28 protein-coding genes are annotated in these 25,420 nt (G+C 68.4%); 7 read left to right on the top strand and 21 right to left on the bottom strand.

Translation table 11 applies throughout. From position 1 onward, the window contains the following. A partial coding sequence (locus ABD259_RS25160) for a hypothetical protein (RefSeq protein ID WP_344105174.1) occupies positions 1 to 283 on the top strand: 283 nt, incomplete at its 5' end. 18 nt (positions 284 to 301) lie between these two features. Here the strand turns inward: ABD259_RS25160 and ABD259_RS25155 are convergent. The 3 genes from ABD259_RS25155 to rph all read right to left on the bottom strand — a co-directional run bounded on the left by ABD259_RS25155 (position 302) and on the right by rph (position 2,051). Continuing rightward, positions 302 to 469 carry a hypothetical protein gene (locus tag ABD259_RS25155; RefSeq protein WP_344105176.1) on the bottom strand — a complete coding sequence of 56 codons (168 nt, stop codon included), beginning with the start codon at positions 467 to 469 and terminating at the stop codon, positions 302 to 304. Between the two features lie 242 nt (positions 470 to 711). Next, the gene (rdgB, locus tag ABD259_RS25150; RefSeq protein ID WP_344105178.1) at positions 712 to 1,335 is read right to left on the bottom strand and encodes an RdgB/HAM1 family non-canonical purine NTP pyrophosphatase; all 624 of its coding nucleotides are present in this window, start codon (positions 1,333 to 1,335) and stop codon (positions 712 to 714) included. Beyond that, positions 1,332 to 2,051: a ribonuclease PH gene (rph, locus tag ABD259_RS25145; protein WP_344105180.1), complete on the bottom strand. Its 720-nt coding sequence runs from the start codon at positions 2,049 to 2,051 to the stop codon at positions 1,332 to 1,334. Before rph ends, rdgB begins: the two co-directional genes overlap by 4 nt. A 199-nt stretch (positions 2,052 to 2,250) precedes the next feature. Here rph and ABD259_RS25140 point away from each other — a divergent pair, with 199 nt between their 5' ends. Beyond that, a complete protein-coding gene (locus ABD259_RS25140; protein WP_344105182.1) occupies positions 2,251 to 3,024 on the top strand; it encodes a hypothetical protein in 774 nt (257 codons plus the stop codon). 186 nt (positions 3,025 to 3,210) lie between these two features. Here ABD259_RS25140 and ABD259_RS25135 read toward each other — a convergent pair whose 3' ends face one another. The 7 genes from ABD259_RS25135 to clpS form a co-directional block, all read right to left on the bottom strand. Beyond that, positions 3,211 to 4,041 (bottom strand): MBL fold metallo-hydrolase, encoded by an 831-nt coding sequence (locus ABD259_RS25135; RefSeq protein WP_344105184.1) that lies wholly within the window; start codon positions 4,039 to 4,041, stop codon positions 3,211 to 3,213. A 227-nt stretch (positions 4,042 to 4,268) separates the two neighbouring features. Beyond that, entirely contained in the window at positions 4,269 to 5,087 is an 819-nt protein-coding gene (locus tag ABD259_RS25130) for a thioesterase family protein (protein WP_344105186.1), read from the bottom strand. A 583-nt stretch (positions 5,088 to 5,670) separates the two neighbouring features. Then, on the bottom strand, positions 5,671 to 6,618 hold the full coding sequence (locus tag ABD259_RS25125; RefSeq protein WP_344165680.1) for a PLP-dependent cysteine synthase family protein: 948 nt from the start codon (positions 6,616 to 6,618) through the stop codon (positions 5,671 to 5,673). A gap of 12 nt (positions 6,619 to 6,630) precedes the next feature. Continuing rightward, positions 6,631 to 6,909: a MoaD/ThiS family protein gene (locus ABD259_RS25120; protein WP_344105190.1), complete on the bottom strand. Its 279-nt coding sequence runs from the start codon at positions 6,907 to 6,909 to the stop codon at positions 6,631 to 6,633. Between the two features lie 199 nt (positions 6,910 to 7,108). Further along, entirely contained in the window at positions 7,109 to 7,522 is a 414-nt protein-coding gene (locus ABD259_RS25115; protein ID WP_344105192.1) for a M67 family metallopeptidase, read from the bottom strand. A gap of 110 nt (positions 7,523 to 7,632) precedes the next feature. Continuing rightward, positions 7,633 to 8,199, bottom strand: coding sequence for a DUF2017 domain-containing protein (locus tag ABD259_RS25110; protein WP_344105194.1), 567 nt, complete (start codon positions 8,197 to 8,199; stop codon positions 7,633 to 7,635). 66 nt (positions 8,200 to 8,265) lie between these two features. Further along, the gene (clpS, locus tag ABD259_RS25105) at positions 8,266 to 8,556 is read right to left on the bottom strand and encodes an ATP-dependent Clp protease adapter ClpS (protein ID WP_017620876.1); all 291 of its coding nucleotides are present in this window, start codon (positions 8,554 to 8,556) and stop codon (positions 8,266 to 8,268) included. Between the two features lie 192 nt (positions 8,557 to 8,748). On the opposite strand from clpS, the gene ABD259_RS25100 reads away from it, so the two are divergent. After that, positions 8,749 to 10,062 (top strand): nicotinate phosphoribosyltransferase, encoded by a 1,314-nt coding sequence (locus ABD259_RS25100; protein WP_344105197.1) that lies wholly within the window; start codon positions 8,749 to 8,751, stop codon positions 10,060 to 10,062. 35 nt (positions 10,063 to 10,097) lie between these two features. After that, positions 10,098 to 10,673, top strand: coding sequence for a nicotinamidase (locus tag ABD259_RS25095; RefSeq protein WP_344165677.1), 576 nt, complete (start codon positions 10,098 to 10,100; stop codon positions 10,671 to 10,673). Between the two features lie 157 nt (positions 10,674 to 10,830). On the opposite strand, the gene ABD259_RS25090 is transcribed toward ABD259_RS25095, so the two are convergent. The 10 genes from ABD259_RS25090 to ABD259_RS25045 all read right to left on the bottom strand — a co-directional run bounded on the left by ABD259_RS25090 (position 10,831) and on the right by ABD259_RS25045 (position 20,778). Further along, positions 10,831 to 11,841 (bottom strand): tryptophan--tRNA ligase, encoded by a 1,011-nt coding sequence (locus tag ABD259_RS25090; protein ID WP_344105201.1) that lies wholly within the window; start codon positions 11,839 to 11,841, stop codon positions 10,831 to 10,833. A 134-nt stretch (positions 11,842 to 11,975) separates the two neighbouring features. Continuing rightward, on the bottom strand, positions 11,976 to 12,947 hold the full coding sequence (locus ABD259_RS25085) for a zinc metalloprotease (RefSeq protein WP_344105203.1): 972 nt from the start codon (positions 12,945 to 12,947) through the stop codon (positions 11,976 to 11,978). Between the two features lie 116 nt (positions 12,948 to 13,063). Further along, positions 13,064 to 14,779: a DEAD/DEAH box helicase gene (locus ABD259_RS25080; protein ID WP_344105205.1), complete on the bottom strand. Its 1,716-nt coding sequence runs from the start codon at positions 14,777 to 14,779 to the stop codon at positions 13,064 to 13,066. Between the two features lie 189 nt (positions 14,780 to 14,968). Further along, on the bottom strand, positions 14,969 to 15,136 hold the full coding sequence (locus tag ABD259_RS25075) for a hypothetical protein (RefSeq protein ID WP_344165674.1): 168 nt from the start codon (positions 15,134 to 15,136) through the stop codon (positions 14,969 to 14,971). A 54-nt stretch (positions 15,137 to 15,190) separates the two neighbouring features. Beyond that, the gene (locus tag ABD259_RS25070; RefSeq protein ID WP_412759421.1) at positions 15,191 to 15,955 is read right to left on the bottom strand and encodes a class E sortase; all 765 of its coding nucleotides are present in this window, start codon (positions 15,953 to 15,955) and stop codon (positions 15,191 to 15,193) included. Positions 15,956 to 16,235: 280 nt separating this feature from the next. After that, the gene (locus ABD259_RS25065; RefSeq protein ID WP_344105210.1) at positions 16,236 to 16,481 is read right to left on the bottom strand and encodes a DUF3039 domain-containing protein; all 246 of its coding nucleotides are present in this window, start codon (positions 16,479 to 16,481) and stop codon (positions 16,236 to 16,238) included. Between the two features lie 53 nt (positions 16,482 to 16,534). Beyond that, the gene (locus tag ABD259_RS25060) at positions 16,535 to 17,119 is read right to left on the bottom strand and encodes a YqgE/AlgH family protein (protein WP_344105213.1); all 585 of its coding nucleotides are present in this window, start codon (positions 17,117 to 17,119) and stop codon (positions 16,535 to 16,537) included. Positions 17,120 to 17,186: 67 nt separating this feature from the next. After that, positions 17,187 to 18,584, bottom strand: a complete 1,398-nt coding sequence (locus ABD259_RS25055) for an NAD-dependent malic enzyme (RefSeq protein ID WP_344105215.1) — start codon at positions 18,582 to 18,584, stop codon at positions 17,187 to 17,189. Positions 18,585 to 18,790: 206 nt separating this feature from the next. Continuing rightward, on the bottom strand, positions 18,791 to 19,540 hold the full coding sequence (locus ABD259_RS25050; protein WP_344165683.1) for a cytidylate kinase-like family protein: 750 nt from the start codon (positions 19,538 to 19,540) through the stop codon (positions 18,791 to 18,793). 287 nt (positions 19,541 to 19,827) lie between these two features. Then, positions 19,828 to 20,778: a tetratricopeptide repeat protein gene (locus ABD259_RS25045; RefSeq protein ID WP_344105217.1), complete on the bottom strand. Its 951-nt coding sequence runs from the start codon at positions 20,776 to 20,778 to the stop codon at positions 19,828 to 19,830. 150 nt (positions 20,779 to 20,928) lie between these two features. Here ABD259_RS25045 and ABD259_RS25040 point away from each other — a divergent pair, with 150 nt between their 5' ends. Together ABD259_RS25040 and ABD259_RS25035 are read left to right on the top strand one after the other, a co-directional pair. Continuing rightward, positions 20,929 to 21,654, top strand: coding sequence for a hypothetical protein (locus tag ABD259_RS25040; RefSeq protein WP_344165671.1), 726 nt, complete (start codon positions 20,929 to 20,931; stop codon positions 21,652 to 21,654). Positions 21,655 to 22,047: 393 nt separating this feature from the next. Then, positions 22,048 to 22,410, top strand: coding sequence for a hypothetical protein (locus tag ABD259_RS25035; protein ID WP_344165668.1), 363 nt, complete (start codon positions 22,048 to 22,050; stop codon positions 22,408 to 22,410). Between the two features lie 141 nt (positions 22,411 to 22,551). Here the strand turns inward: ABD259_RS25035 and ABD259_RS25030 are convergent, their stop codons facing one another. Then, entirely contained in the window at positions 22,552 to 23,673 is a 1,122-nt protein-coding gene (locus ABD259_RS25030; RefSeq protein ID WP_344165665.1) for a hypothetical protein, read from the bottom strand. 732 nt (positions 23,674 to 24,405) lie between these two features. Between ABD259_RS25030 and ABD259_RS25025 the strand changes: the two genes are divergently transcribed. Beyond that, positions 24,406 to 25,301 (top strand): IS5 family transposase gene (locus ABD259_RS25025; RefSeq protein ID WP_344165662.1). Its coding sequence is split into 2 segments (ribosomal slippage): positions 24,406 to 24,772 and positions 24,772 to 25,301, totalling 897 coding nucleotides; the frame shifts between segments, so codons are not numbered across the junction. Positions 25,302 to 25,420: the final 119 nt, after the last annotated feature.

Here is a 25,420-nt window from a genome sequence, read left to right as displayed (position 1 = left end):
GGTTCCGTGTGCTCACAAGGGGCCAAAACAAACTTGGCTGAAAGAAAAACAAACACGCGCTGTTGAGTTCTCAAGAAACAACCGCTCATCCCATACAAACCAACCCGGCCATCAGCCCGGTCCGGCTCTTCTGCAGAGGCGGTGCGTTCCGCTTTGTTATGTCTCCGACTTTATCAGGGCTTCCGCAACCCGCCAAACTGGCGATTTTGCGGATTCCCCTCAAAAGAAGGAATCCTCCTCGTCATTTCCACTGGTCTTGCTTGCTGTTCGCACGTTTCAGTGAAGTACCAACCGAGACCCGCTACAGCACCACCAGTAGTAGTGACATCGAGAAGTTGATCTTGGCTTTGGTGGACACGGCCGCCGAGCGTCCGCTTCGTCCACTGACGAGGTTGGGCCGACCGCCCATCCGACGGGATGTTCGGTTCTCGGCCTCCTGCTCGATCCAGTTTACACGCTCGCAACGCATGGTTCGAACGATTTTAACGTGACCGAGGGTGATCGGATCACTTCTCTGGGAGAAGCTGTCCGACGCCGGTGAAGACCGTACCTCATGCGCTCCGGGGACGCGAATCGGCGTCTGAGGCTCCTGGGACCCCGCCGAAGCTACGCACCAGGGGCGGAGAGGCCGTGGTGCCGGCCCGTCGGCCCCAGCCTCGGGCGGACGGACCAGCATCACGCTTGCCCGTTGCTCTGTCGCTCCGCGTACGGTTAGAGCAGCTCGTGGAGGCGCGCCGCCAGTCGGCGGAAGGCGATTCCGCGGTGGCTGATCGCGTTCTTCTCCTCGGCGCTCATCTCGGCCGTGGTCCGGTGCTCGTTCTCCGGAACGAAGATCGGGTCGTAACCGAAACCGCTCCCCCCACGGGGCTTGTCGATAAGGTGCCCGCGCATCACACCCTCGACGACCTCTTCGGTGCCTGACGGAAGCACGATCGCGGCCGCCGCCACGAACTCCGCTCCACGTCGTTCATGGGGGGTGTCGGCCAGCTGATCGAGCACGAGTTCCAGGTTGGCCAGGTCCTTGTCACCCGACTGGTCGCCGAAACGGCCGGACCAACGCGCTGACAGCACTCCTGGCATGCCGTTCAGTTCGTCAACTCGGAGCCCGGAGTCGTCCGCGACAGCGGGCAGTCCCGTGTGCTTGGCGATGGCGCGCGCCTTGAGCAGGGCGTTACCGGCGAACGTAGGCTCGGTCTCCGGCACCTCTGGAGCGTCCGGGTAGGCGTCCAACCCGACGACCTCGGCGTCGAGCCCGGCTTCGCTGAGGATCGCCTGCATCTCCGGGACCTTCTTCGCGTTGCGCGTCGCCAGGACAATCGTCGTGCGTGCACTCATCCCGCAAGGGCCTTCTTCTGCATTTCGGTGAGTTCGGCACACCCGCCAACAGCCAGGTCCAAGAGCCCGTCGAGCGCCGTACGTTCGAACGGAGCGCCCTCAGCCGTGCCCTGGACCTCGATGAAGCGCCCGTCCCCGGTGACAACGACGTTCATGTCGGTCTGCGCGACCGAGTCCTCCAGGTAGTTGAGGTCGAGCCTGGCCTGCTCCTGGACGATGCCGACACTGACAGCGGCCACCGACCCCGTTAGCGGGTTGTTCTTCAGGTTGCGACGCTTGCGCAGATACTTGACCGCGTCCGCCAGCGCCACGTAGGCGCCGGTGATGGCCGCGGTGCGGGTTCCCCCGTCAGCCTGCAGGACGTCGCAGTCGAGGGTGATGGTGTGCTCCCCCATCGCTTTGAAGTCCACGACCGCGCGCAGGGAGCGGCCGACCAGGCGCGAGATCTCGTGGGTACGCCCACCGATCTTGCCCTTCACCGACTCTCGTGCGCCTCGGGTGTCGGTCGCTCTCGGGAGCATCGCGTATTCGGCAGTGACCCAGCCTTCGCCCGTTCCGCGGCGCCAGCGCGGAACGCCGTCTTCAACGCTTGCGGCGCACAGCACACGCGTGTCGCCGAATTCGATGAGGGCGGAGCCTTCCGCGTGGCGGAGCCAGTTGCGGGTGATGGTTACGGGCCGGAGTTGATTCGGAGCGCGTCCGTCGGGTCGAGCCATAAAGCTGAGCCTATCGGCGACGGCGAGCGCCCGAGGCGGATGGCCGGATTCACCCACCCGACGGACTGCGCCTCCCGCTCTCTATCCTCGTCCCGTCTCCCTTCGCTTACGGCCCGGTCACCCGATGCCGGGGCCCGCGCACAGGATGAAACTATGGGGCCACCGTCCCGCTTTCCTTTAATGGCAGAGGTTTTCCCCCATGACAGTCAGTCCGCGGAATGCCCCGGACGTCCGCTGGAGGCTCGGCGTCATCGCCGCGGTAATCGCGGGCTTGGCGGTCGGCTGTGCCACCGACCAGAACGCCCCGTCCCCGCCGGACGCCACGAGCCCGTCGGGGGCATCGCCTGAACCGCGGTGGAAGGAGTGGGGCGGGACGGCTATCCCCGACACAGCGACGCCGAGGCCCACCGCCGATTCCGGCCCCGGTCCCGTGTCCGGTTCCAGCGACATCGCCTCACCGGAGGACGGTCAATCCGCGGAGGGCACCGCCCCGGAGGCGGTGAAGCCCCTCCCGCTTCCCGCGTCGTGCGGGTCCACTGGGCTCACGGGAGACCTGGCCGACATCACCGACCGGTTGACCGAGCCGGAGTTCACCGAGGTACGAGCGGACCAGCGGCTTGAGTGCTCCTGGGCCGGCTACGCGCAAAGCACGGGAAGCCAGGTGATCCTGGTGACCTTCGAGCCGAATCGCAGCGAGGTGAGGTACCCCGGCGACGTGCCGGACGTCGCGCGCGGTAATCCGAACTACTTCACCACACCGGCTTTGGAGGAGATCGGGGGCATCGCATCGCTGACCGAGGGTGAGATATTCACCGAAATCGATCTCCACCTGCCCGGAATGCTGATGTCCATCACGGCGCACAGCGCGTTGGACGAGGACGAGCAGTTACTGGAAGCCACGGCAGCGACGGCCTCGCGGGTGCTGGCTGCCGACGCCCGGGACGGGGACAGCGGGGCGGGCGGCGAGAAGTGAGGCGCGTGATGGGGGGATGACGGGGTGTGGAGAAGGGTGAGGGGAGGAAGTGGCCCCGCAGTTGTGGCAGGCGGGCGCCGGTGTCCGATGACACACCGCTCGCCGTCGCGTGCACCCGCGGGGCGCTAGTGACCTGCCTGGGCCGCGGCTCAGCGGTGACGGTTCACCGCTCGGCGGCCCTGTGGTTCAGGACAGGCGTTCGGTCAAGCGACGCACCGCGGCCGTGGCCGCGCCCGCGTCTGTTCGTCGCACGTCTTGGGACCCTTCGGCACCGACCTCGTAGACCGCGCCCGGCCACGCGAGGTCGATCGGTCCGCTGAAGGTGCTCCGCGCCTCCTCGTACGTCCGGTCGTCGTCGTTCCACGGAACCAGGTGCGTGAGGACCAGTCGGCGCGCTCCCGCGCTCTGCGCGTGCTCACCCGCCTCACTTCCGGTGAGGTGCATGTCCTTGGGGTGTTCCCGGTGATCGTGGAACGAAGCCTCGCAGAGGAAGAGGTCGGTGTCCCGAGCGAGGTCGATGATCTCGTCACAGGCCCCGGTGTCTCCGCTGTAGGTCAGCGTTGTCCCGTCGTGTTCCAGGCGGATGCCGTAGGCCTCAACGGGGTGGTTCACCACGTCGACCTGGACGTTGAACGGACCGATACGCATCTGTCCCGGCGTCAGCTCCCGGAACTCGAAGGTCTCGGTCATGCCCGGATCGGGTTCCAGACCGTACGCCTCCGCCATCCGATCGGCGACGCCGGTGGGACCGTAGACGGGGATGCGGGGTTTGCGTCCTCCGGGTGGGAAGGTGCGGGCCACCCAGTAGGAGCAGAGGTCGAAACAGTGGTCGGCGTGCAGGTGGCTGAGGTAGATGGCGTCGATGTCGTAGATGTCGACGTACCTCTGGAGTGCTCCGAGGGCACCATTGCCCAGGTCGAGCAGCATCCGGAAGTCTCCAGCCTCCAGCAGGTAACAGGAGGCGGGGCTGGCGGGGCCGGGGAAGCTCCCCGCTGAGCCGATGATCGTTAGTCGCACGTCGCAATTGCCTTTTCGATGAGCTGCCTCCGCGAAGACTCACGCGGCGAAGCGGATATGTCGCGAGGTGGGAGTCTCCTTGTTCTCCGTGTTACGGGTCTACCCCAATGACCGCTCCGGTGGTACATAATGTGGGCCTCATCTCACGCGTCGTGAATCACACGTGACTTCTTCACAAGATGCAACCCATCATATTTTCCCTGGTCAAGTAGGTTTCCGAGCATGTCTTAGCGTCCTCGCCTGGCCAGCTGCCGACTCTGCGCGACCAATCGTCCCTTCACATCCCACAGGTCGAGGGTCTCGTCGAACCAGCCGTCGACCACCGCGTGCGCCCGCGAGCGGAAGGCCAGCGGTCCGGGCGCGGGAATGGCACGCATGTGCCAGGTCAGCTCGACGGTCGGCGCCCAACTCCGGGTGCCGAACACGGTGATCACCGATGGTGGCGCGTCGACGGCGAGCGGCAGCACGAGACACGGGTCGTCCCCCAGGCCGCCGTCCGCCTCGCTGAGGCGGACATGGCCGCAGAGGTCGGGGACGCGGCCTTCGCCGCCATCGCTGCCCCCGTGCCGCAGGCGTTCCCAGGTTTCGGGGGCGAGGTACTGGTCGATGCGTTCGGGAAACGGGGACCCGCCCGCGCGTCGGGGGCGCGGTTCGTAGCGGGGGCAGCGGTCGATCGGCGGCACGGACGCCGACGGCGCCTCGTAGGCGGGGGTGGCGTCGGGATCCAGCGCGGCGGTGGCGATGGTGCCGGTGACGACCGGACGACCGCCCTGACCGATGTCGACCTGGACCGTGGTTACGGTGCGCCCGGACTTGAGGACGCTGGCCTCGATCTCTGCCGCCCCAGCGGCGCCGGGGCGGAGGAAGTGGAAGGACGACGCCACGGCGTGGGGGTGGGAGGACTCCCGCAGCGCCGCGCGCTGCAGGACGGCCATCAGGTAGCCGCCGTTCATGGCCTGGCCCACGAGGTAGCCGGGGTCCAGGTCAGCGGAGTAGCGGCCGGGACCGAGCGGATCGACCGATGTCGCGGTATCGAATCGGGCCATGCTGACCATTGAACCGAACGTGGTTCCCCGTGCGGACGCCGGGCCCCTTCGACAGGGGATCCGGCGCTGGTTGGCGATGCGCCGCACTGATCGGTGGGGGGAGCGGCGGTCGGCGGCCGCTCGTCGATGGGCCGCGCGTCGGGGTGCTCGGGGGACTTCCGGTCGAGGGTCGGTCCCCGCTCGCCCTTCAGGTGCTTGCCGAAGACGGCGGTGGTGTAGGCGCTCTGCGACCGCTGCGGCCGCTCGTGGTCAGGCGGCCTGCCGAGTCACCTGGTCCACGCCCCCGCGGGGAAATCGAACCCGGCGTTCTCCAGTTGTGGCAGCAGCCGGAGTTCGGTGAACAGGGGTGGGGGATGTCGCGATTGGACGCGTACCTCCCACGGGCGGGGCTGGCGCGGGGGCCGGGACCGCGCCTCCTCCGCACGACGTAGCGCTTCACCCCGGTGGGCGGCGGGGGTTCCCCTGCGGACACTCAGGGGAACCCCCGCGAACGCTGGTCGGAGAGCGGATACCGGGCACAGGTGGGACCGGTGGCTGACCACGTTCGGCCAGGGGGAAACCAAGACCCCTTCTCAGGTCCGGATCAGGCCCAGAGTTGGCCGTCGAGGCGCTCCTCGGCCTCTTCCAAGGTGCCTTCGTAGGCGCCGGTGGACAGGTACTTCCACCCGGCGTCGGCGATGATGAAGGCGATGTCGGCGCGTTCGCCCGCCTTCGCCGCCTTCTGGGCCATGCCCAGCGCCGCGTGCAGGGCGCCGCCGGTGGAGATACCGGCGAATATGCCCTCCTTGGTGAGCAGCTCGCGGGTCCGTCGGAGCGCGGCCTCGGAGGGGACGGAGTAGCGCGTGGTCAGGACGGTCTCGTCGTAGAGCTCCGGAACGAATCCCTCGTCGATGTTGCGCAGGCCGTAGACGAGCTCGCCATAGCGGGGCTCCGCCGCGACGATCTTGATGTCGGACCGCTGCTCGCGCAGGTACCGGCCGACGCCCATCAGCGTGCCGGTGGTGCCGAGCCCGGCCACGAAGTGCGTGATCTCGGGGAGGTCGGCAAGCAGCTCCGGGCCGGTGGTCTCGTAGTGGGCGCGCGCGTTGGCCGGGTTGCCGTACTGGTAGAGCATCACCCAGTCCGGGTGCTCTTCGGCCATAACCTTGGCCACCCGCACCGCCTCGTTGGAGCCGCCCTCAGCCGCGGAGAGGTGGATCTCGGCGCCCCACATCTCCAGCAGCTGCTTGCGCTCGGCCGAGGTGTTCTCCGGCATCACGCAGACCATGCGGTAGCCGCGCAGTTTGGCGACCATGGCCAGGGAGATGCCGGTGTTTCCGGAGGTCGGCTCCAGGATGGTGCATCCGGGGGAGAGCCGGCTGTCCTTCTCCGCCTGCTCGATCATGTAGAACGCCGCGCGGTCCTTGATCGAACCGGTCGGGTTGCGGTCCTCCAGCTTCGCCCACAGCCGGACGTCGGGCGTGGGTGAGAAACTCGGCAGCCCCACGAGCGGGGTGCGGCCGAGCGAGTCGAGGAGAGAGTCGTAGCGCATAGTGGTCGCTGGTCAGCGCATGCCGCCGGCCACGGCCGGCAGGACGGTCACGGTGTCGCCGTCGGAAAGGGTCGCCTCGATACCGCCGACGAACCGCACGTCCTCGTCGTTGAGGTAGACGTTGATGAAGCGGCGCAGCTTGCCGTTCTCGACGAGGCGCTCGGCGAGGCCCGGGTAGCGCTTGTCCAGGTCTGTGATCAGCTCGGCGAGCGTCGCGCCCTCGCCCTCGACGGACTTCGCGCCATCGGTCAGATTGCGCAGGATGGTGGGGATGCTGACCTTGATGGCCATGAGCGTCTCTCCGTAACAATGCTGTGTGGTCGTGTGTGCGGTCAATCGTGCCCGCGTGTGCGGTGCGAGGCGGGCCCGGGTGCGGAACCCCGCCCCGTTGGTGTGCAACAGGCGCCGCCCATCCGTGATTCCAACGGTGTCGCGTGTGGGAGATCGTGGATGGTCGCCTCCGCCCCTCTGCGTGCCCCCGTGGGAGGTGTCAGCCGACTCCGGTGATCTCCACTGGTTCCTCCGTAACCTCGCTGTCGACGATCCGGTACGAGCGGAACTCAACCGTCTCGGGGTCGCGCGTGGACACCAGCACGTAGTGCGCGTTGGGCTCGGAGGCGTAGGAGATGTCGGTACGCGAGGGGTAGGCCTCCGTCGCGGTGTGCGAGTGGTAGATGACCACCGGTTCCTCGTCGCGCTCGTCCATCTCGCGCCAGACCTTGAACTGCTCCATGGAGTCGAAGCGGTAGAAGGTCGGGGAGCGCTCGGCGTTGACCATCTCGATAAACCGTTCCGGCCGGTCGGAACCCTCCGGCCCGGCGACGACACCGCACGCCTCGTCCGGGTGGTCGCGGCGGGCGTGGTCGACGATCTTGTCGTAGATCGCGCGGTCGATCCTCAGCATGGTCCTCAGCGTATCCGAGAATATTTCCCTACCCACCCACTGGGTATGACTTTTCCCTCGCGCCCCGACCACCTTCGGCCGTGCGGCTACGGGGCCGCGCCGTCGGCACCTCAGTCCTCCAGCTCGTCGTCGTCCGGGCCGCTCACCCCGAACAACGACTGGACCAGCGACTCCTGCAAGCTGCCGAGCCAGTCGTAGATGTGCAGCGCGGCGGCGTCGCCCTCGTCCAGCTCGCCACGCTCCTCCCGGGCATAGGTCTCCTCGTCGACGCCCAGGCGGGTGCCGAGGGCGAGGCGAACGTCGTTGATCGCCTTCATCCACGCGTGCGCATCGCCGAGATCGAGGTGGAGGGTTCCGCCGACCGCGGGAAGCTCCGCCAGCATGGTCTGCGCGTTCTTCCGCTTGTGCAGGCGGAGATCGTCCTCGGTGTAGCGGCGGAAGTCCCCCGAGGCCTCGGTGTCGTCGCCGTAGGCGTCGGGGAAGAGGCGGGCGAGCACGGGGTCGTCAGGCTTCTCCGAGTTGCCGCCGATACCGACGAGTTCGGCGAGCTCGCCCCGTGGCTCGGGGGCCTCCACCATGTCCAGGAGCAGCGCGGCCATGGAGCGGAGCACCGCTGACTCGTCCGCGTCCAAGTCGATGGCGACCCCGCCGGACTCGGGCCGGAATCCCTTGGTCATGTCGTCACTGCTCCGCGGTCCATAGGACGGTGCCCATCATCGTGTCTGCTCGCCACCCGTGGCCCATCACTCGTCGTGCTGCAGGGTCGCCCACAGACCATACTGGTGCAGCACCTGGACATCGCGCTCCATCTCCTCACGGGTCCCGCTGGAGACCACGGCGCGGCCCTTGTAGTGGACGTCGAGCATGAGCTTGTGCGCCTTCCGCTTCGAGTAGCCGAAGACGGTCTGGAAAACATAGGTGACGTAGGACATCAGGTTGATGGGATCGTTCCAGACGATTGTCACCCAGGGGAGTTGCGGGCGCACATCCTCCTCGATGTCCGGTCGTTCCAGCTCGACCGGCGCCGTCGTCATGGCTCCCTCACCCTTTCCTCTGTGCGGGCTGTGCGTAGCGGCGCGCGCATGTGTCCCGGACACCGAGCGGGGCACCGATTCGCACAGGCATCCTCACAATGCATTCTCCCATCATTCACAGGGTGCCCGGGTGGAGTGTCAGAGGAGGTCGGATATTTTGTTACCGAGAGACACAAACTAACCTTGACCGTTATGACCGACGACTGGAGCAGTGCGCTCCTCACTGACCGGTACGAGCTGACGATGCTCCAGGGGGCGTTGCGCAGCGGTGCCGCACACCGACGGACCGTGTTCGAGATGTTCGCGCGCCGACTCCCCGACCAACGACGCTACGGAGTGGTGGCCGGAACCGGGCGCTTCCTGGAGGCGCTACGCGACTTCCGGTTCGATACCCCCACGCTCGACTTCCTGTCCGATAACGGCATCGTGGACGATTCCACGCTGAAGTGGCTGGCCGAATACCGCTTCTCCGGCGACATCTGGGGCTACGGCGAGGGCGAAATCTACTTCCCCGGCTCCCCCATCCTCGTGGTCGAGGGGACCTTCGCCGAGTCCGTGATCTTGGAGACCGTGGCGCTGTCCATCTTCAACCACGACTCCGCCATCGCGTCGGCCGCCTCCCGCATGGTGACCGCCGCCAACGGACGCCCCCTGATCGAGATGGGATCCCGCCGCACCCACGAGATGTCCGCGGTCGCCGCCGCCCGTGCCGCCTACCTCACCGGTTTCGCCACCACCTCGAACCTGGAGGCCGGCCGCCGCTACGGGATACCGACCGCCGGCACCAGCGCGCACGCCTTCGTGCTGGCCCACGACAGCGAGAGGCACGCGTTCACCGCGCAGCTCGACGCCCTCGGCCCCGAGACCACCCTCCTGGTGGACACCTTCGACGTCGAGCGGGCGGTACGCACAGCGATCGAACTGGCCGGGGAGAAACTCGGCGGCGTGCGCCTCGACTCCGGCGATCTCGCGGCCACCGCCGCGCGGGTCCGCGACCTCCTCGACCAGCACGGGGCCAACGGCACCCGTGTCCTGGTCACCGGCGACCTCGACGAGTACTCCATCCAGGCCCTGGCGATCGCCCCGGTCGACGGCTACGGCGTGGGCACCGCGCTGGTCACCGGCTCGGGCTCGCCGACGGTGTCCCTCGTCTACAAGCTGGTCGCGCGTGCGCGCGGCTCCGCCCCCGATGACCGGCTGGAGCCGGTGGCCAAGCGGTCCGTGGGCAAGCCGAGCAGGGGCGGGCGCAAGTGGGGGTCACGGCGGCTGGACGACCAGGGCGTCGCCACCGCGGAGATCGTCTACGACCACGAACCGGAGAAGGAGCCGGGGGTGCGGCCGCTGCTGCGTCAGCTCGTGGACAAAGGCGAGATCGTCGGCACCGAGCCGCTGCCCACCGCCCGCGAGCGCCACAAGGCCGCGCTGGCGGAGCTGCCGGAGGAGGCCCGCAGGATGTCCGGCGGCGAGCCCGCCATCCCCACCCAGTTCGAGCGCCTGCACCCATGACTGACCGCACCGACGCGCGGAAGGAGGAGCGGAAGATGTCGAAGGCACTGATCGTCGTCGACGTGCAGAACGACTTCTGCGAGGGAGGGAGCCTGGCCGTCAGCGGCGGCTCCGGTGTGGCGTCGCAGGTGTCGCGCTTCATCGCCGACCACCGCGACGACTACGTGCACGTCGTGGCAACGCGCGACTACCACATCGACCCCGGGGCGCACTTCTCCGACACACCGGACTTCGTCACCTCCTGGCCGCGGCACTGCGTGGCCGGCAGCAGCGGCGCCGAGTTCCACCCGAACTTCCACACCGACGACGTGGACGCCGTGTTCAGCAAGGGCCAGTACAGCGACGGCTACAGCGGGTTCGAGGGCACCGACGACAACGGGCGGCCGCTGGCGGACTGGTTGCGTGATCGCGGCGTCACTCACGTGGACGTCGTGGGCATCGCCACCGACCACTGCGTGCGCGCAACCGCCCTGTCCGCCGTCGAGGCCGGGTTCGACACGCGCGTGCTGCTGGATCTGACAGCCGGAGTGGCCGAGGAAACCACGGACGCCGCGCTGCGCTCCCTGGCCGAACAGGGCGTCGAGCTGCGGGGCAAGCCGGTCCTGGCCTGACCGTGCGGAGCCCGGGGAGGTGGCTCCCCGGGCTCCCCGGGGACCGGTACGCGCACGACCGCAGCACCTACGCCGCCGAGAAGAACCCGCGGGGCGGGCCGCCCGGAGAGACGGCCCGCCCCGATGTCTTCGCGTGCGTCGCGGCGGAAGCGGCGGCTCAGTCGATGCCGATGGCGGCGCGGACCTTGCCGAGTGTCGCCTGGGCGCGCTCGCGCGCCCGGACCGCACCCGCCTCAAGGATGTCGTCGAGGTCGCTGTCGGGGGCGATGAGCTCCTCGTAGCGCTCGCGCATCGGGCCGAAGGTGGAGTTCAACACCTCGAACAGCTCGTTCTTGAGGTCGCCCCAGCCCATGCCGCCCTCTTCGAGCCGCTTGCGGGTGGCGGTGGTGTGCTCCTCGGCCGCGAACTGGGCCAGCAGCTGGAAGGGCACGGAGATGTCGGGGTCCTTAGGTGCCTCGACCGGGGTGGAGTCCGTGGGGATCCGCCGCACCAGCTTCTTCAGCTTGTTCTCGGGCAGGAAGAGCGGGATGTGGTTGTCGTAGGACTTGCTCATCTTCCGGCCGTCTACGCCGGGCAGGACGCTCGCCTCCCCCTCGGGGAACACGCCCTTGGGGATCGGGAACGCGTAGGAGTCGCCGTAGAGGTGGTTGAAGCTCCCGGCGATGTCGGCCGTGTACTCGATGTGCTGCACCTGGTCGCGGCCGACCGGCACGCAGTCGGCCTCCATGATGAGGATGTCGGCGGCCATCAGGATGGGGTAGTTGAACAGCCCCATGTTGACGCCGGCGTCGAGGTCGGCGACACCGGCCGCCTCGTTGCGGTCGCGGGCGGCCTTGTAGGCGTGCGCCCGGTTCATCAGGCCCTTGGCGGTGACGGTGGCCAGGATGGTGGCCAGCTCGAACACCTCGGGGACGCTGGACTGGCGGTAGAGGACGGTCCGCTGGGGGTCGAGTCCGCAGGCGAGCCATGTGGCGGCGACCGACCGGATGTCGCTGCGGAGCTTCTCGGGGTCCTTGACCGAGTTGAGCGAGTGGTAATCGGCGAGGAAGTACAGGGTGTCGTGCTCGCGCGCCGCGGCCAGCGCGGGCTTGATCGCACCGATGTAGTTGCCGATGTGGGGCATGCCCGAGGTCTGGATACCGGTCAGGTAGGTGTTGGTCGCTGCCATGACGCCGAGTCTATCGGGGGTGGATGTCCGCCCCGGATCGCTGCGGGCGCGCGGGCGCACACCCGATGCCGCCTACGGCGACAGGTGACCGGCGCGCGGGCGTTGCCGGTCGGCCGCGGACGGCCGCGAACGCCCTAGGTGCGGAAGGCCGCCCAGTGCTCGGTCATACGCTCTCGCTGCCCCCGGGTGAAGTGGCTCATACAGGGGTCGTCACTGTAGTTCATGAAGTTGTGGACGGGGTCCCGCCCGGTCTGGTCGCATGTGTCGCGCCCCTCCGGGCAGCCGGCCGCCTGCTCGCGCTCGAAGGGGGTGTCGTCGACGTAGTCGCCCGGGTGCTCGCACCCGTTCTGGAAGGTGTGGAAGAGGCCGAGCCAGTGCCCGGTCTCATGGGTGGCGGTGAAGCCGAGATTGAACTTCTCCCGCTCGCCGCCGGGGACCGAGCGGTAGTCGACGACAACGCCGTCGAGCTTGGGCGAATCGGTGTAGTCCTGCGGGAAGGTGGACCGCCCGAGCATCCCGTCGGGCAGGTTCACCGTGTAGAGGTTGAGCGTCCCCGCGTCGCCGCGGCGCAGCTTTTTCTTCATGGCTGCCTCGTGCCCGACGAAGTCGCCGAACCAGGAGTCGCTGACCGTGCGGGTGACCGCGCGCAGCTCGAATCGGAACCCGGTGTCAACGCCGTACCCGTAGCCGCCGCTGAAGCCGCGGTTCATGGTGTTGATCTGGTCAGAGATCGTGGAGTCGCTGAGGTCCCCCCGGCCGTCGCTCGCCGAGATCACGTGGACGATGGTCGGCACCGTTCGCCTGAGGCCCTTGGCCGGGGCCTGCTGGGTGACGAGAGCCTCGTTGAGCTGCTGGTCGAGTTCGGCGGCCTCCTCGGGGCTGAGGTGGTTGTGGCCCAGGCCCGGGCCGCCAGTGGTCCGCGAGGAGGCGTCGGCATCCGGCGGGCACACGGGATCACTCCCACGCGCGCGCACGTCCCCGCCGGCAGGCTCCTCGGGGCGGGCGGCGCCCGTGAGGACCAGCCCGGCCAGGGCGAGCGCGGTGAACAGCAGGCCGCCCCAGATACCGAACGGTGCTTTGCCAAATGCTCTTCCAGCACGGTTCATGATCACGGACTGTAGCGATCCCCTGCGGCATCCGTGATCGCCGACACGTCATCATGGCGAACTATTTGCCGATCTTTCCGGCAATCGGCGAGCCAACGGGTCCTGCGGCGGCCCGCCTACCGGCCCCTGGTGGCCCAGGAGCGCAGTCGAGCGATCCGCTCACGGATCTGCTCGGGCGAGGCCTGCGCGATGGGCGGCCCGCCGCAGGCGTTGCGCAGCTCGGTGTGGATCACGCCGTGGGGCTTGCCCGTGCGGTGATGCCACGCACCGACCAGGGTCTGCAGTTCCCTGCGCAGTTCGGCGACGACCTCGTGGGTGGCGGCCTGCTTCGGCTCCTCCTTGGGCGCCTTGCGCTGCTGGGCATGGATCTCGGCCTTGCGCTTGCGCAGCAGCTGGGACACCTGCTCGGGCTCCAGCAGCCCGGGCAGGCCGAGGAAGTCCTCTTCTTCGGGAGAACCGGGCGCCCCGCTGCCGAACTCCGAGCCGTCGTACAGCACGCGGTCGAACTCGGCGGCCGACTCCATCGTCTCGAAGGGGAGCTCGTCACCGGCGTCGGGGGTGTCGCGCTTTTTGCGCGCTTCGTCGATGAGGTCCTGTTCCGGCTCCTCCCCCTCCTTGAGGGGGCGGTCGAGCACGTGGTCGCGCTCGCGTTCCATCTCCCCCGCGTACTCCAGCAGGGTGGGTACCGACGGCAGGAAGACGGAGGCGACCTCACCCCGTCTGCGGACACGCACGAAGCGCCCCACCGCCTGGGCGAAGAACAGCGGCGTGCTGGTGGAGGTGGCGTACACGCCGACCATCAGCCGGGGTACGTCGACGCCCTCGGAGACCATGCGCACCGCGATCATCCAGCGGTCGTCGGACTCCGCGAACCGCTTGATCTTCCTGCTGGCGGTGGGGTCGTCGGAGAGCACCACCGTGGCGCCGGTGCCGGTGATCTGGCGCAGGATCCGCGCATAGGCGCGAGCGGCCTCGTGGTCGGTGGCGATGACCAGGCCGCCGGCGTCGGGGGTGGCCTTGCGCACCTCGGTGAGCCGCCGGTCGGCCGCGGTCAGCACCTTCTTGATCCAGTCGCCCTTGGGGTCCAGCGCGGCCCGCCAGGCCTGGGCCAGCGCGTCCTGGGTGAGCGGCTCGCCGAGCCGGGCGGCGAGTTCGTCTCCCGCGCGGGTGCGCCAGCGCATCTCGCCGGAGTAGGCCATGAAGACGACCGGGCGGACGACGTTGTCGGCGAGCGCGGGGGCGTAGCCGTAGCTGTAGTCCCAGGAGCAGCGGCGCACACCGTTATGGTCCTGGACGTAGTCGACGAACGGGATGGGGTTGACGTCGGAGCGGAACGGCGTCCCGGTCAGGGACAGCCGCCGCGCCGCCGGGTCGAACGCCTCGCGCACGGCGTCGCCCCAGGACAGCGCGTCGCCCGCGTGGTGAACCTCGTCGAAGATGACCAGGGTGCGGCGCGCCTCGGTGCGGTTGCGGTGCAGCATCGGGTGCGCGGCGACCTGCGCGTAGGTGACGGCCGCGCCGATGTACTGCCGCCCCAGGGCGCCCTGGCCGTTCTTGAAGTCAGGGTCGATCGCGATCCCGAAGTGGGCGGCGGACTCGGCCCACTGCTTCTTGAGGTGCTCGGTGGGGCAGACGATGGTGACGGAACGGACCACGTGGCGGGCGAGCAGCTCGCTCGCCAGCGTCAGCGCGAAGGTGGTCTTGCCCGCTCCGGGCGTGGCCACCGCGAGGAAGTCCCGCGGGTTCCTCCGGAAGTACTCCTCATAGGCCTCGCGCTGCCATTGGCGCAGGCCACTCAGGCGTTCCGACGTGCTGGTCTCAAGAAGCGTCATGCTGCCAATCCCCTGATACTCACCCGGACGAGGGTAACCGCCCGCAGGGACCGGGCAGGCGTCACGCCAGCAGCGCGTTCGTCACGTTCCGCCCGCCCTGTCCCGCCGCCCCTGCCCACCGGTGGCATACGGCGCCCCCGGATCCCGCGCGGATCCGGGGGCGGAGCCCAGTAGGTGCAATAGGTCCAACTAGTTCCCCGGGACGTCCACGGCGCCGTCGTTGAACGGCATGTAGGGGTCGATCCAAGGGAATACGACATACCACAGCAGGGCCGCCGCACCCGCGATGAGTGCGAGCGCCAGCACGAGCCTCACCGGGACCGGGCCCGGGAGAAGGCGCCAGATCAATCCGTACATCGGTGCGTGTAACCCCGTTCCTTTTTCCGTCGGCTTCCTTCGGCGCGGCCGCTTCTAGGCGTCCGCGTTCTCCGGTGCCATGTCGGCGATGCTCTCGGGCATGCCCTGGTCCTTGGGCCGGGTGTCGGAGAGCTCGCCCCAGACGATCAGCCGGTGGGTGTTGTTCAGCTTCGGGGCGCAGGTGGTCAGGGTCAGCAGGGAACGCTCCGGGTCATCGTTGTTCTTCTTGTCGAACGGGTCGGGGTCCACCACCCACACGTTGTCCGGCGTGACCACCTGCTCCTTGATGACCTCGTAGGTGTAGAAGTTGTCCTGGTCCTCCAGGACGATGGTGTCGCCATCGTCCAGCTGGTCGAGGTCCCAGAAGATGCCCGGCGTGCGGTGTCCGGCGACGGCGTAGTTGCCCGGCTGCCCGGCCTCGGCGTTTCCGGTGTAGTGGCCGGGGCTGTACTTGATGTCCTCCTGCGAGACCCCGTTGACGACCACCCACTGCAGGTCGAGATCGGGGATGTACATGCGGGCGTTGGCCGACCCGGGCAGCGGCTCGGAATCGGGCCCCTTGGGCTCCTTCCACTGCTCTTCGAGCCCCTGGGCGAGCTCGTTCTGCTCTTTCTGGGTCTCGAACTGCTTGCCGTAGACCTCGTACGCCGCGAAGAACAACATCAGGACACCGGCGGTGAACAGCAGCTCGCCGATGAGGCGGACGATGCCGCGTGCGATGTCGCCGACGGTCATTCGGGGATTGGACCTGCCGCGTCGGCCACGCGGGGCGCGTCGGCGCCCGCCTCGTGTCGGGCGCCGTTCACTTGTGGAGACCATATGCCCTACCTGTGGTGACAAGGCCGCACGCCCACCCGCCGACGAAAGTGCTGGGGGGCGCGGGCGATGAGCTCCGGTGCGTGCCGCCCGGATTGCGGATCCCGTGGAGCGCCGACCGCGGCCGCGTACGGCGTGATCCCCCGCCGTCGGGCCGGATCCGGCGTTCCCGTCGCAAGGAGCGTACCGCGCCTGCTTCGCCCCCTGCAGCACGAAGGGCCGAGACGGACAAATGCCGTCACGGCCCCGCGGCGTCTACGAAAGCGAGAGCCGTGGCCCTGGATCAGGCGGCCATCATCTCTTCGTAGATCTTCTTGCACTCGGGGCAGACCGGGAACTTCTTGGGATCGCGGTTGGGCACCCACACCTTGCCGCACAGGGCGATCACGGGGGATCCGGTGACCGCGCTCTCCGTGATCTTGTCCTTCTGCACGTAATGGGCGAACCGCTCGCGGTCGCCATCGTCGTGCGAAATGTCGGGGCGGGTCTCGCTCTCCGGGAGCACCTTGTTGACAACGTCCATGGCCATCGTGCCCTCACACCTCCTACGTCTCATCCCACGGTATCCGCAGAGGACGGAATTCAGTTCAACGTCGGGTCGTCCGGGAGAGTCGATACCAAGGCGAGATCACCGCCCTGGCGGCGCAGCACCCGCGACCACAGGGAGCCCGGCGTCGGAGAGAAGACGTCCTCGGCCAGAGCCGGGAGGACGTACCAGGCGCCCTCCTCGATCTCGGCGTCCAGCTGCCCCTTGCTCCACCCTGTGTACCCGGCGAACACGCGGAACCGGCCGAGCGCGCCGCCGATGATCTCGGGTGGCGTGTCCAGGTCGATCAGGCCGAGCCGGGGCACGGTGGCGTCCTCCTCCAGGTTGGCCAGGGGACGCCAGCCGAGCGGGGCGTCGTCGGTACCGGGCATGCCGAGCGCGAGTCCGGAGCCGGTGCCGACCGGGCCTCCGGCGAACATGACGGCGGGGTCGGTGGCGTAGCCGCTCCAGTCGCCCAGGACGTCGTCGACCAGGAGCTCCGAGGGGCGGTTCACGATCACACCGAGGGTGCCCTCGGAGTCGTCGTCATCGATCACGAAGACGACCGCGCGCCGGAACTCGGGCTCGGACAGCATCGGGGTCGCCACCAGCAGGCGACCGGTCAGCGTCGGCTGGTCCATAGCTCCACACCTACCCCGTGAGCCGGGCGGGCGCCACCCCGCCCGGCGCGCCGCCCACAGGCGGTGGCTAGTCGTTCCGGCCGCGTGTGGCGGCCTCGCGCACGGCGGAGGCGACGTGCTGGGCGAGGTCGGTGTGGAAGACGCTCGGGATGATGTAGTGCGGGCCCAGTTCGTCGTCGGTGACGACGTCGGCGATGGCTTTCGCCGCGGCCACCATCATGTCGGAGTCGACGAAGTGGCTCTGCGCGTCGAGCAGTCCGCGGAAGAACCCGGGGAAGACCAGGACGTTGTTGATCTGGTTCGGGTAGTCGCTGCGGCCGGTGGCGACGACGGAGGCGTGCAGGTGGGCCACCTCCGGGTCGACCTCGGGGTCGGGGTTGGCCAGCGCGAAGATGATCGAGTCCTCGTTCATCTCGGCGATGTCCGAGCCGGAGAGGATGTTGGGCGCGGAGACGCCGATGAAGACGTCGGCGCCCTTGACGGCGCCCTTGAGGTCGCCGCTGAAGCCCGCGGCGTTGGTGTGCTCGGCGATCCAGGTCAGGTTCTCGTCGAGGTGCTCGCGGCCCTGGTGCACGGCGCCGTGGACGTCGCAGACGATGACGTCTTTGGCCCCGGCGTGCATGAGCAGTTTGAGGATGGCGGTGCCGGCCGCGCCCGCACCCGACATCGCGATGCGGACCTCGCTGAGGTTCTTATTGACCACGCGCAGGGCGTTGCGCAGGGCGGCGAGCACGACGATGGCGGTGCCGTGCTGGTCGTCGTGGAAGACGGGGATGTCGAGCAGCTCGCGCAGGCGGGCTTCGACCTCGAAGCAGCGGGGCGCGGAGATGTCCTCCAGGTTGATGCCGCCGAAGCCGGGGGCGAGCACCTGGACGGTGCGGACGATCTCGTCGACGTCCTGGGTGTCGAGGGCGATGGGCCAGGCGTCGATGTCGGCGAAGCGTTTGAACAGGGCCGCTTTGCCCTCCATGACGGGCATGGAGGCCTCGGGGCCGATGTTGCCCAGGCCCAGCACGGCCGAGCCGTCGGTGACGACGGCGACGCTGTTGCGCTTGATGGTCAGGCGGCGGGCGTCGTCGGGGTTGTTCGCGATGGCCTGGGAGACACGGGCCACGCCGGGCGTGTAGGCCATGGAGAGCTCGTCGCGGTTGCGCAGCGGCACCTTCGACTTCATCTCGATCTTGCCGCCGAGGTGCATCAGGAAGGTGCGGTCACTGACCTTGTGCACGACGACGCCTTCGATGGCGCCCAGGGCGTCGATGATGGCCTGCGCGTGGTCGGTGTCGCGTGCCGCGCAGGTGACGTCGATGCGGATCCGCTCGTGGCCGGCCTGCGCCACGTCGAGCGCGGTGATCATGCCGCCGACGTGCTCGACGGCGTTGGTCAGGCTGCCTACCGCGCTGCCACCCCCGTCGAGTTCGAGACGAACCGTTATGGAGTAGGAAACGCTGGGAAGGGTGGCCACGAAATGCTCCTCAATTTCACGGATCTGCCGCGCTCGCCTGCACTGTCACGGTGCTCCGGCGCATCTTTCATGGTGCCATCACCTCTGATGACCGCGCGCGGAAGAGACCGTGAAATCGGACATTACCGACGAGTAGGTGTTCACGCTCACGCTGTGGTCGGACCACTGGGCCGCACCGTTGCCAGAGGTTGGTGAACCCTGCCACATTACCCGGTTTCGCGTTCTTCGGGCGCGATGCCGGACCCTCCGTCGGGCTCTCCGGCGCGTTCACGCGCCAGGCGCTCGATCACGTCGACACAGGCGGAAGGGCCGATGACGGTCGAGTCGATGATCAGATGGTAGAGGGAGAGCGAGGCCGGATCGACCCGGTAGAAGCGGCGGACGTAGGCGGCGCGGGCGCGGTCGTTGTCCTCCAGGTCGCGCATGGTCGGCGGGTGCCAGGCCGCCCCTGCGGCCTCGCGGTCGTCGCCCCGTATCAGCGCCTCCTCCCGCGCCGACTCCCGCATCTTGACGGCCTGGGCGAGCCGCCGGTCCTTTGAGCCGTCGAGGCGGACATGCAGGGCCGTGCCGTGCTCGGAGAGGACGGACGCGGCGGCGCGGCCGAGGATGACACCGCCGCTGGCGGCGACCTCACCGATGACCTGCTCGGTCTTTTCGACGAACTCCTCGTCGTACAGGAGCCGCCCCTGGTCGTCGGTGGCACCGAGGAAGGTGGAGTCGACGCTGCCCAGAGTGACGGTGGGCAGTCGGGCGGCGCTGGCCAGCAGCCGCTCGAACCCAGTGGCGGCGCGGTCGTCGTGCTCCAGCGCGTCTTCGAGGGAGCAGCCGATCTGCCGGGCGACCGCACCGGGGATGGCGCGGTCCAGAAACGGGACGCCGAGCCGCTCCGCTACGGCGGGCCCGATCACGCTGCCTCCGGCCCCGTAGGTCGCGGAGATCGTCACCACATAGGTCATCGGGCACCACCCGGCTTCGGATCCGTACACGCGTGTGTCACGGGTCCTACCCCGCTGACCTGCTGATCAACGCGGATCACGCGGCACACGAGCGGCTGCGTCGGCGCGGACCACCGATCCCCGCGCCTGAAGAGAAGGAGCACGGCCGGCACGCGGCACCACGGGCGACGGTGCCGCGGCACCGTCGCCCCACTGCGGCACCGCCCTGACCTCTAGCCAGAGCCGGGCCGGAGCGGGGCGACCATCGCAGCGATCGGTGACCTGGGCCGGTGATCGGTCCCGCAGGGCTAGAAGAGCGCGGCGGTGAGGCCGCGCCGGGCCTTGGCGACGCGGGGGTCACCGGACGGGAGCACCTCAAACAGGGTCAGCAGGTGCTTGCGCGCGGCGTCCCGGTCGTCGCCGGAGGTGCGCTGGACCGTGCCGATAAGCCGCTCGAAGGCGTCCTCGAACTTGCCGCCGTACATGTCGATGTCGGCGACGTTGATCTGCGCCGCCACGTCGTCGGGGTTGTCGGCCGCGGCCTTGCGCGCCGCGTTGGCGTCGAGTGCGTGCACGCGCCCCACGAGGCGGACCTGGGCAAGCTTGAGCTTGGCCTCCTCACTGGAGGGGTCGGCCTCGACCGCCTTGGCGTACACGGCCTCGGCGGCGGCGAAGTCGCCGCGCTGCAGGGCTTCCTGTGCCTCGACGTCCACGGGGTCCTGGGCCGCCTGCTCGCCGCCGCTCTGCTCTTCGGCTCCCTCAGCGTCCTCCGGGCCGAGCCCGGTGTATTCCTGCGGGAGCACGCCCTGCTGCTTGAGGCCGTCGAAGATCTGGGTCAGCCACTCGCGCAGCTGTGCCTCGGTCGCGGGACCCGCGGGGCCGGGCACGACCTGGCCGCCGATGACCATGGCCACCATCGGGGCGCCGGGCACACGCAGCGCCTGAGCGAGCTGCGGGCTGGCCTGAACGTCGATCTTGGCGACGGCCCACTGCCCGCCAGCGCCGACGGCCAGCCGGTCGATGGCCGTTTCGACCTGCGACGACTGCTCAGAACTGGCCTGCAGGACGGCGAGCACGACCGGGGCGCTCATCGAGCGCTCCAGGACCTCGCTCTGGAAGTTCTCCTCGTTGACGTCGATGGCGTAGGGGTTCGCTGTGCCCGACGACTCCTGGGCCTGCCGCTTGGCCTCGCGTTCCAAGGCCGCCTTGCGGGCACCGAGGTCGATCGCGCCGTGCATTGAGTAGTCCGAAGGCTGCATGGTTCCATCCTGCCGTATTCACAGCAAAAAACCGTCACCCTCCGCACCGACGGGGACAGGCTCTCGCGGCCGTGCGCCGGGCGTCCACGACACGGCGATCCTCCCCCGCCTACCGCCACCACCAACGGAGGTGTGTAACAGTACGTCACTATGTGGAGACACTCCGCGCACACCAGGGGTGAGGGCGGAACCGACGTGCGCCCGCGGCGGCGCGGCACCCAGGCGCTCGCCACCGCCGCCGGCGCCCTGCTTCTGCTCACGATCGGGGCCGTCGCCGCGCCCAATCCGGCCACGGGCAGCGCCACGGCGTCCGTACTCCCGGTGGCCGGATTCAGCGACCACCGCCCCAAGATCCGGTCGGGCGAGGCAGGAGAGGCAGTCGGCCGCTTCAGGGCACAGCCTGGCGGCCCGGATTCATCCACCGAAAGGGACGTGCGCCCTTGCTTCCACCCGCACTGGGTCACCGTGGCCGTCGGGGACCGCGTGTGGCGGGTCCACGGCAGGTCCTGCCCGGACTGGGCGCCCAACGGACGGATCCCCCTGTTCGCCCGCCCAGCAGCCGAGAGCCGGATCGTTGGCCACCTCGACCCCGAGCGTGACGCCTGGTACCACTGCCAGGACGCCGGGAGTCCCTTCCACCTGGGAAACGCGGTCACCCGCTGGTGGGCCGTAAGCCGGACCGCCAACGGCCACTCCGGCTGGGTCCCCCAGGTCTACTTCCGCGGCGCTCCCCCGGGCGCGGCGGACAGCGGCCTGGAGTTCTGCGGCCAAGCAAACGGCCGCGACGCCCACGACGTGGCCCCGCCCCCCATCGCCCTCCCGCTCCCGGCCGGGTCGGCTGACCACCGTACAGCGACACAAGGTGCCGGTCGCTGACGAGACCGGCTCAGCGTCGACTTCCGCCTTTCGGGCTCGCGAGAACCACTGAATCTGCCTTCATGGAATTCGAACTGATGCGTGGCTGAGTTCACCCTCACCCCCTTCCCGCTGCCACCCAATGCACCACTCCAATTCGGCCATCAACCCCCAGACCACACCCAAACCACGAGAAGAGACGCGAATAACATTCGCAATGTTCGAATATGACTTTCTTGGGAAGTATGTACCTTTAAGCCAGCACGAAAAAATGCGACATATCAGATTGGCCGCCTTGCGCCCCGGGGAGACACATAAGGGCGATCCGACCTCATCCAGCAGAACAAACGGGAGACCCCTGCGACTCCCAGGAGAATGCATCCCTCAGGCCAACGAAACGGAGTTGATTCGCCTATGCGCGCACGCATCCCCCTCGCTGCCGCGGCGGTGTTTGCCATCGCGGCCAGCGGTTTGACCACCCCCGCGGCCACCGCTGCCCTCCAGCCGCCAGACAAGGCGGAGTGCTCTGGCACCGTACTGGAGAACAACGCCAACAACAGCTCCTTCGCCGAGGGATCGTGCAAGTTCCGAATCTCGGGCGAGGACGTCAAATTCCGCGCCTTTGTGCAGGAGGACGCCTTCTTCGACGTCGGCACGAGGCTCACTACCCCTGTGGCGACCTGCAGGACGCACGACCTCAGCTTCCGGTGCTCGGGAGATTCCTTCGCCGATGGGAATTCCATCGGCGAATTGGACTGGGAGGTCGACATCCCCTGAGTTCGGCTGCTCACCTCACCCCTACCGCACAGTGGCCCTGCCGGTTGCCGACAGGGCCACCTCCGATCTGATGGGCAGTCTCCCCTTGTTCGCCCAACCGCGGCGATCGAACGAGATGGCGGCTGACTTGGCGATCGTGACTTACAGGAACTTGCGCCAGGTGCCGGACTCCAAAGCGTCCAACACCTCTTCCTTCACCTGGCCCCGGACCGGAGCCCCGAACAAGCCGACGTCCAGTCGCCCCGAAAGACCGCAGTACGGTGCCAACACCTTTAGCACCGCCTGGTACTGCTCGGGGTAGCGCTCCACGATGACGCGCTGGGCCTCCGCCCGAGCCTGACTCCAGGGTTCTTCGACCTGTTGCTCGGCCTTGACGACTTCGTGGTGCACGCGCCGCACGACGAGCTTCCACTCCACTCGACGCTGCTGGCACGCGCGAAAGAAGCGCCGCGCGTTCAGGACCTTCCGCGCCTCCTGCTGGCTCATTGAGTGCAGCTCGTCGACGTCCAGCGCGGGCAACTGCCCATCAGCATGTCCCCGAGCCGTCTGCCGCGTCATCTCCTGGAGCTCCACCAATGCCGCGTACCACCTCCTGAGGAGGAGAGGATGGCGCAGTCCTTCCCGACGTGCCTTCTGATCGGACACGTCATCGGCGACGGCATTGCGGAAATCCGCCCCACGCAGGGCGATGAGCTTCTCTACATCCGGCGTGATCTCAGCCTCCAGCAGTCCCGCACGGACACACCTTTCAATCGAGCCCAAGGCGTCCGTGCTGTCCTCGGCTCTGAGCGGGGAGACCTCGGGCAGCCCGGCCTTGCGAAGCAGGCCGCGGCGCACCTCCTGCGCCTCGCCCTCGTGATGGCGGCACAGCCAGGACTGAGCGGTCAGCCTCGCGTTCATCTGCCGGGCGTTGATATGTGAGTTGCGTGCCTTTCTCCGCTGATTGAGCAGTGAGCGGGACGCCCCCAGAGCCCTGCGGGTCCTCTTCAGTCGGACGCGGTTTCGCTCCAGGCGCGGGTCCGACTCGTACTCCATCCGCTCCATGGCACTGGACAGCTCCGACTCCGCCCACGTGAGCGCGTCCTGCCAGTCCTCGATCCATTCCTGTGAGCGCAGGGTCTCCGCTGTGACGCGTCCGGCTTTCCCCTCGGCGTCGGCGATTGCGGTGGTCACCAACGCGTCGAAGTCCGCTCGCCACAGCGCTTCGAGTTCGGCTGCGGTCCGTCGTCGCACCTCGCCGATGCGCAGCCTCTCTGTCGGCACGACGGTCTCCCTCTCCTGCGAGCATGTTCGTTGTACCGAGATGTCTCGATATCTCCGCGATCATCGCAACGACCCGCAATCGGGGCAGCGGCGTGGCCGGATCAGGCCACGGCCCGGACCGTCGTGTGTGCCGGAGCCGTGCCTCTAACCCGTGATCCCGAGGGCGTCGGCGAGGAGCATGGCGCCGATGATGGCGACGGAGACGGGAAGCTGTTCCCACACGCTGGACAGTGCTCTGGTTCGGCCTGCGGTTGCAAGACGGACGCGGCGCTTGTTGGCGGTATAGTCCCGGCGGTCGTCCGATCGGGTGGACCAGGCCCGCAAAGCGGGGTTGGTGGGATGCGCCTGTGGGGCGTGGCGGCACGGCCCGGGGAGACGGGATCTGTCAGGGGCGGTGGCGAGTCGAGGCGATGACGCATAGGGGCGGTACCGGCGTACTGCTGGACGCCGTGGTGCTGGGTCGGTCCGCCGCTGTCGGGTGAGCATGGATGTTCTCCTCTGAGAATGCGTCGTTGGAGTAGGCGGGGTGCCCGCCCGCGGCCTCGCAGCAGGGCGGGCACCCCGTGGGGCGGCGCCAGCCAGAACCGCTCTTCCCCTCCGATTCCGGAAGCGGACGGCGGCACCTGTGGGGTAGGTTTCTGGGTGCCGCACCGGCCCTAATAGCCCTAGGGCGTGTTTGGCGGATCTAGAAGCTCGGATCTGTGGCTGCGCGTCACCGGCTACAACCGGAATATGAGCCGCAGATTCGAGCTCACCGACGAAGAGTGGGAACTGATCCACCCGCTACTGCCCCCGGACACACCACAGCGCGGCGGCCGCTGGCGCGACCACCGCCAAGTCCTCAACGGCATCATCTACCGCACCCGCACCGGCATCCCCTGGCGCGACCTCCCCGAGCGCTACGGCCCATGGAGCACCGTCCACCAACGACTGCTGCGCTGGGAAGCCGACGGCACCTGGGCCCGCATCGAAGAACACCTCATCGACACCCAGGACGACACCGACCTGCACGCCCAGATCGACTCCACCGTCGTTCGCGCCCACCAGCACGCTGCCGGAGCGCGAAAAGGGGGAGCAGCCCCGAGGACTCACGAGCCGCCCAGCACCTCGGGAAGTCCAGAGGAGGCCTGAGCACCAAGATCCACACCGTCTGCGAGGGCACCGGCAACCCCCTGGCCACCATCCTCACCCCCGGCCAGGGCGCCGACACGCTGCAACTTCCGGTGCTGGTGGGCCTCGTGCGCGTCAAGAGGCCGGGGCCGGGGCGCCCCCGCACCCGCCTGGACTCCCTTGCCGGGGACAAGGCCTACAGCTCCACAGCCAACCGGAGCATCCTGCGCTCCAAGGGCATCGGCTGCACCATCCCTGAGCGTGAGGACCAGAAGGCCAACCGCCGCAACCGCGGGTCGGCCGGCGGTAGGCCTCCCTCCTTCGACCGCCAGGCCTACCGCAGACGCAACCGCGTGGAGCGGCTGATGAACCGGCGCAAGCAGTTCAGAGCTCTGGCCACGCGCTACGACAAGCTCGCCACGAGTTACCGGGCGACTGTGCGAATCGCGGACATCCTCATTCGATTACGCGCTCGGCCCGACAAGACCACACCCCAAGATCCGCCAAACACGCCCTAGCTTGTTGTTTAACCTCAGCCCGTGGCTCGAACACCGTTCCGGCCACGGGTTTCCTCGTTCCCCAGACAACAGAGCGGCCTTGGGACGATCATGTGCGCTGTCGAGACGCCAACGATCAA

Source organism: Nocardiopsis rhodophaea (assembly GCF_039530945.1).
GTDB classification, from domain to species: domain Bacteria; phylum Actinomycetota; class Actinomycetes; order Streptosporangiales; family Streptosporangiaceae; genus Nocardiopsis_C; species Nocardiopsis_C rhodophaea.
This window is presented reverse-complemented; position numbering and strand designations above follow the sequence as displayed.

Bases quoted from the DNA above. Each gene is read 5' to 3' on its own strand.
- ABD259_RS25155 (WP_344105176.1), bottom strand. From the start codon at position 469: ATGCGTTGCGAGCGTGTAAACTGGATCGAGCAGGAGGCCGAGAACCGA.
- rdgB (WP_344105178.1), bottom strand. From the start codon at position 1,335: ATGAGTGCACGCACGACGATTGTCCTGGCGACGCGCAACGCGAAGAAG.
- rph (WP_344105180.1), bottom strand. From the start codon at position 2,051: ATGGCTCGACCCGACGGACGCGCTCCGAATCAACTCCGGCCCGTAACC.
- ABD259_RS25140 (WP_344105182.1), top strand. From the start codon at position 2,251: ATGACAGTCAGTCCGCGGAATGCCCCGGACGTCCGCTGGAGGCTCGGC.
- ABD259_RS25130 (WP_344105186.1), bottom strand. From the start codon at position 5,087: ATGGCCCGATTCGATACCGCGACATCGGTCGATCCGCTCGGTCCCGGC.
- ABD259_RS25125 (WP_344165680.1), bottom strand. From the start codon at position 6,618: ATGCGCTACGACTCTCTCCTCGACTCGCTCGGCCGCACCCCGCTCGTG.
- ABD259_RS25120 (WP_344105190.1), bottom strand. From the start codon at position 6,909: ATGGCCATCAAGGTCAGCATCCCCACCATCCTGCGCAATCTGACCGAT.
- ABD259_RS25115 (WP_344105192.1), bottom strand. From the start codon at position 7,522: ATGCTGAGGATCGACCGCGCGATCTACGACAAGATCGTCGACCACGCC.
- ABD259_RS25110 (WP_344105194.1), bottom strand. From the start codon at position 8,199: ATGACCAAGGGATTCCGGCCCGAGTCCGGCGGGGTCGCCATCGACTTG.
- clpS (WP_017620876.1), bottom strand. From the start codon at position 8,556: ATGACGACGGCGCCGGTCGAGCTGGAACGACCGGACATCGAGGAGGAT.
- ABD259_RS25100 (WP_344105197.1), top strand. From the start codon at position 8,749: ATGACCGACGACTGGAGCAGTGCGCTCCTCACTGACCGGTACGAGCTG.
- ABD259_RS25095 (WP_344165677.1), top strand. From the start codon at position 10,098: ATGTCGAAGGCACTGATCGTCGTCGACGTGCAGAACGACTTCTGCGAG.
- ABD259_RS25090 (WP_344105201.1), bottom strand. From the start codon at position 11,841: ATGGCAGCGACCAACACCTACCTGACCGGTATCCAGACCTCGGGCATG.
- ABD259_RS25085 (WP_344105203.1), bottom strand. From the start codon at position 12,947: ATGAACCGTGCTGGAAGAGCATTTGGCAAAGCACCGTTCGGTATCTGG.
- ABD259_RS25080 (WP_344105205.1), bottom strand. From the start codon at position 14,779: ATGACGCTTCTTGAGACCAGCACGTCGGAACGCCTGAGTGGCCTGCGC.
- ABD259_RS25075 (WP_344165674.1), bottom strand. From the start codon at position 15,136: ATGTACGGATTGATCTGGCGCCTTCTCCCGGGCCCGGTCCCGGTGAGG.
- ABD259_RS25070 (WP_412759421.1), bottom strand. From the start codon at position 15,955: ATGGTCTCCACAAGTGAACGGCGCCCGACACGAGGCGGGCGCCGACGC.
- ABD259_RS25065 (WP_344105210.1), bottom strand. From the start codon at position 16,481: ATGGCCATGGACGTTGTCAACAAGGTGCTCCCGGAGAGCGAGACCCGC.
- ABD259_RS25060 (WP_344105213.1), bottom strand. From the start codon at position 17,119: ATGGACCAGCCGACGCTGACCGGTCGCCTGCTGGTGGCGACCCCGATG.
- ABD259_RS25050 (WP_344165683.1), bottom strand. From the start codon at position 19,540: ATGACCTATGTGGTGACGATCTCCGCGACCTACGGGGCCGGAGGCAGC.
- ABD259_RS25045 (WP_344105217.1), bottom strand. From the start codon at position 20,778: ATGCAGCCTTCGGACTACTCAATGCACGGCGCGATCGACCTCGGTGCC.
- ABD259_RS25040 (WP_344165671.1), top strand. From the start codon at position 20,929: ATGTGGAGACACTCCGCGCACACCAGGGGTGAGGGCGGAACCGACGTG.
- ABD259_RS25035 (WP_344165668.1), top strand. From the start codon at position 22,048: ATGCGCGCACGCATCCCCCTCGCTGCCGCGGCGGTGTTTGCCATCGCG.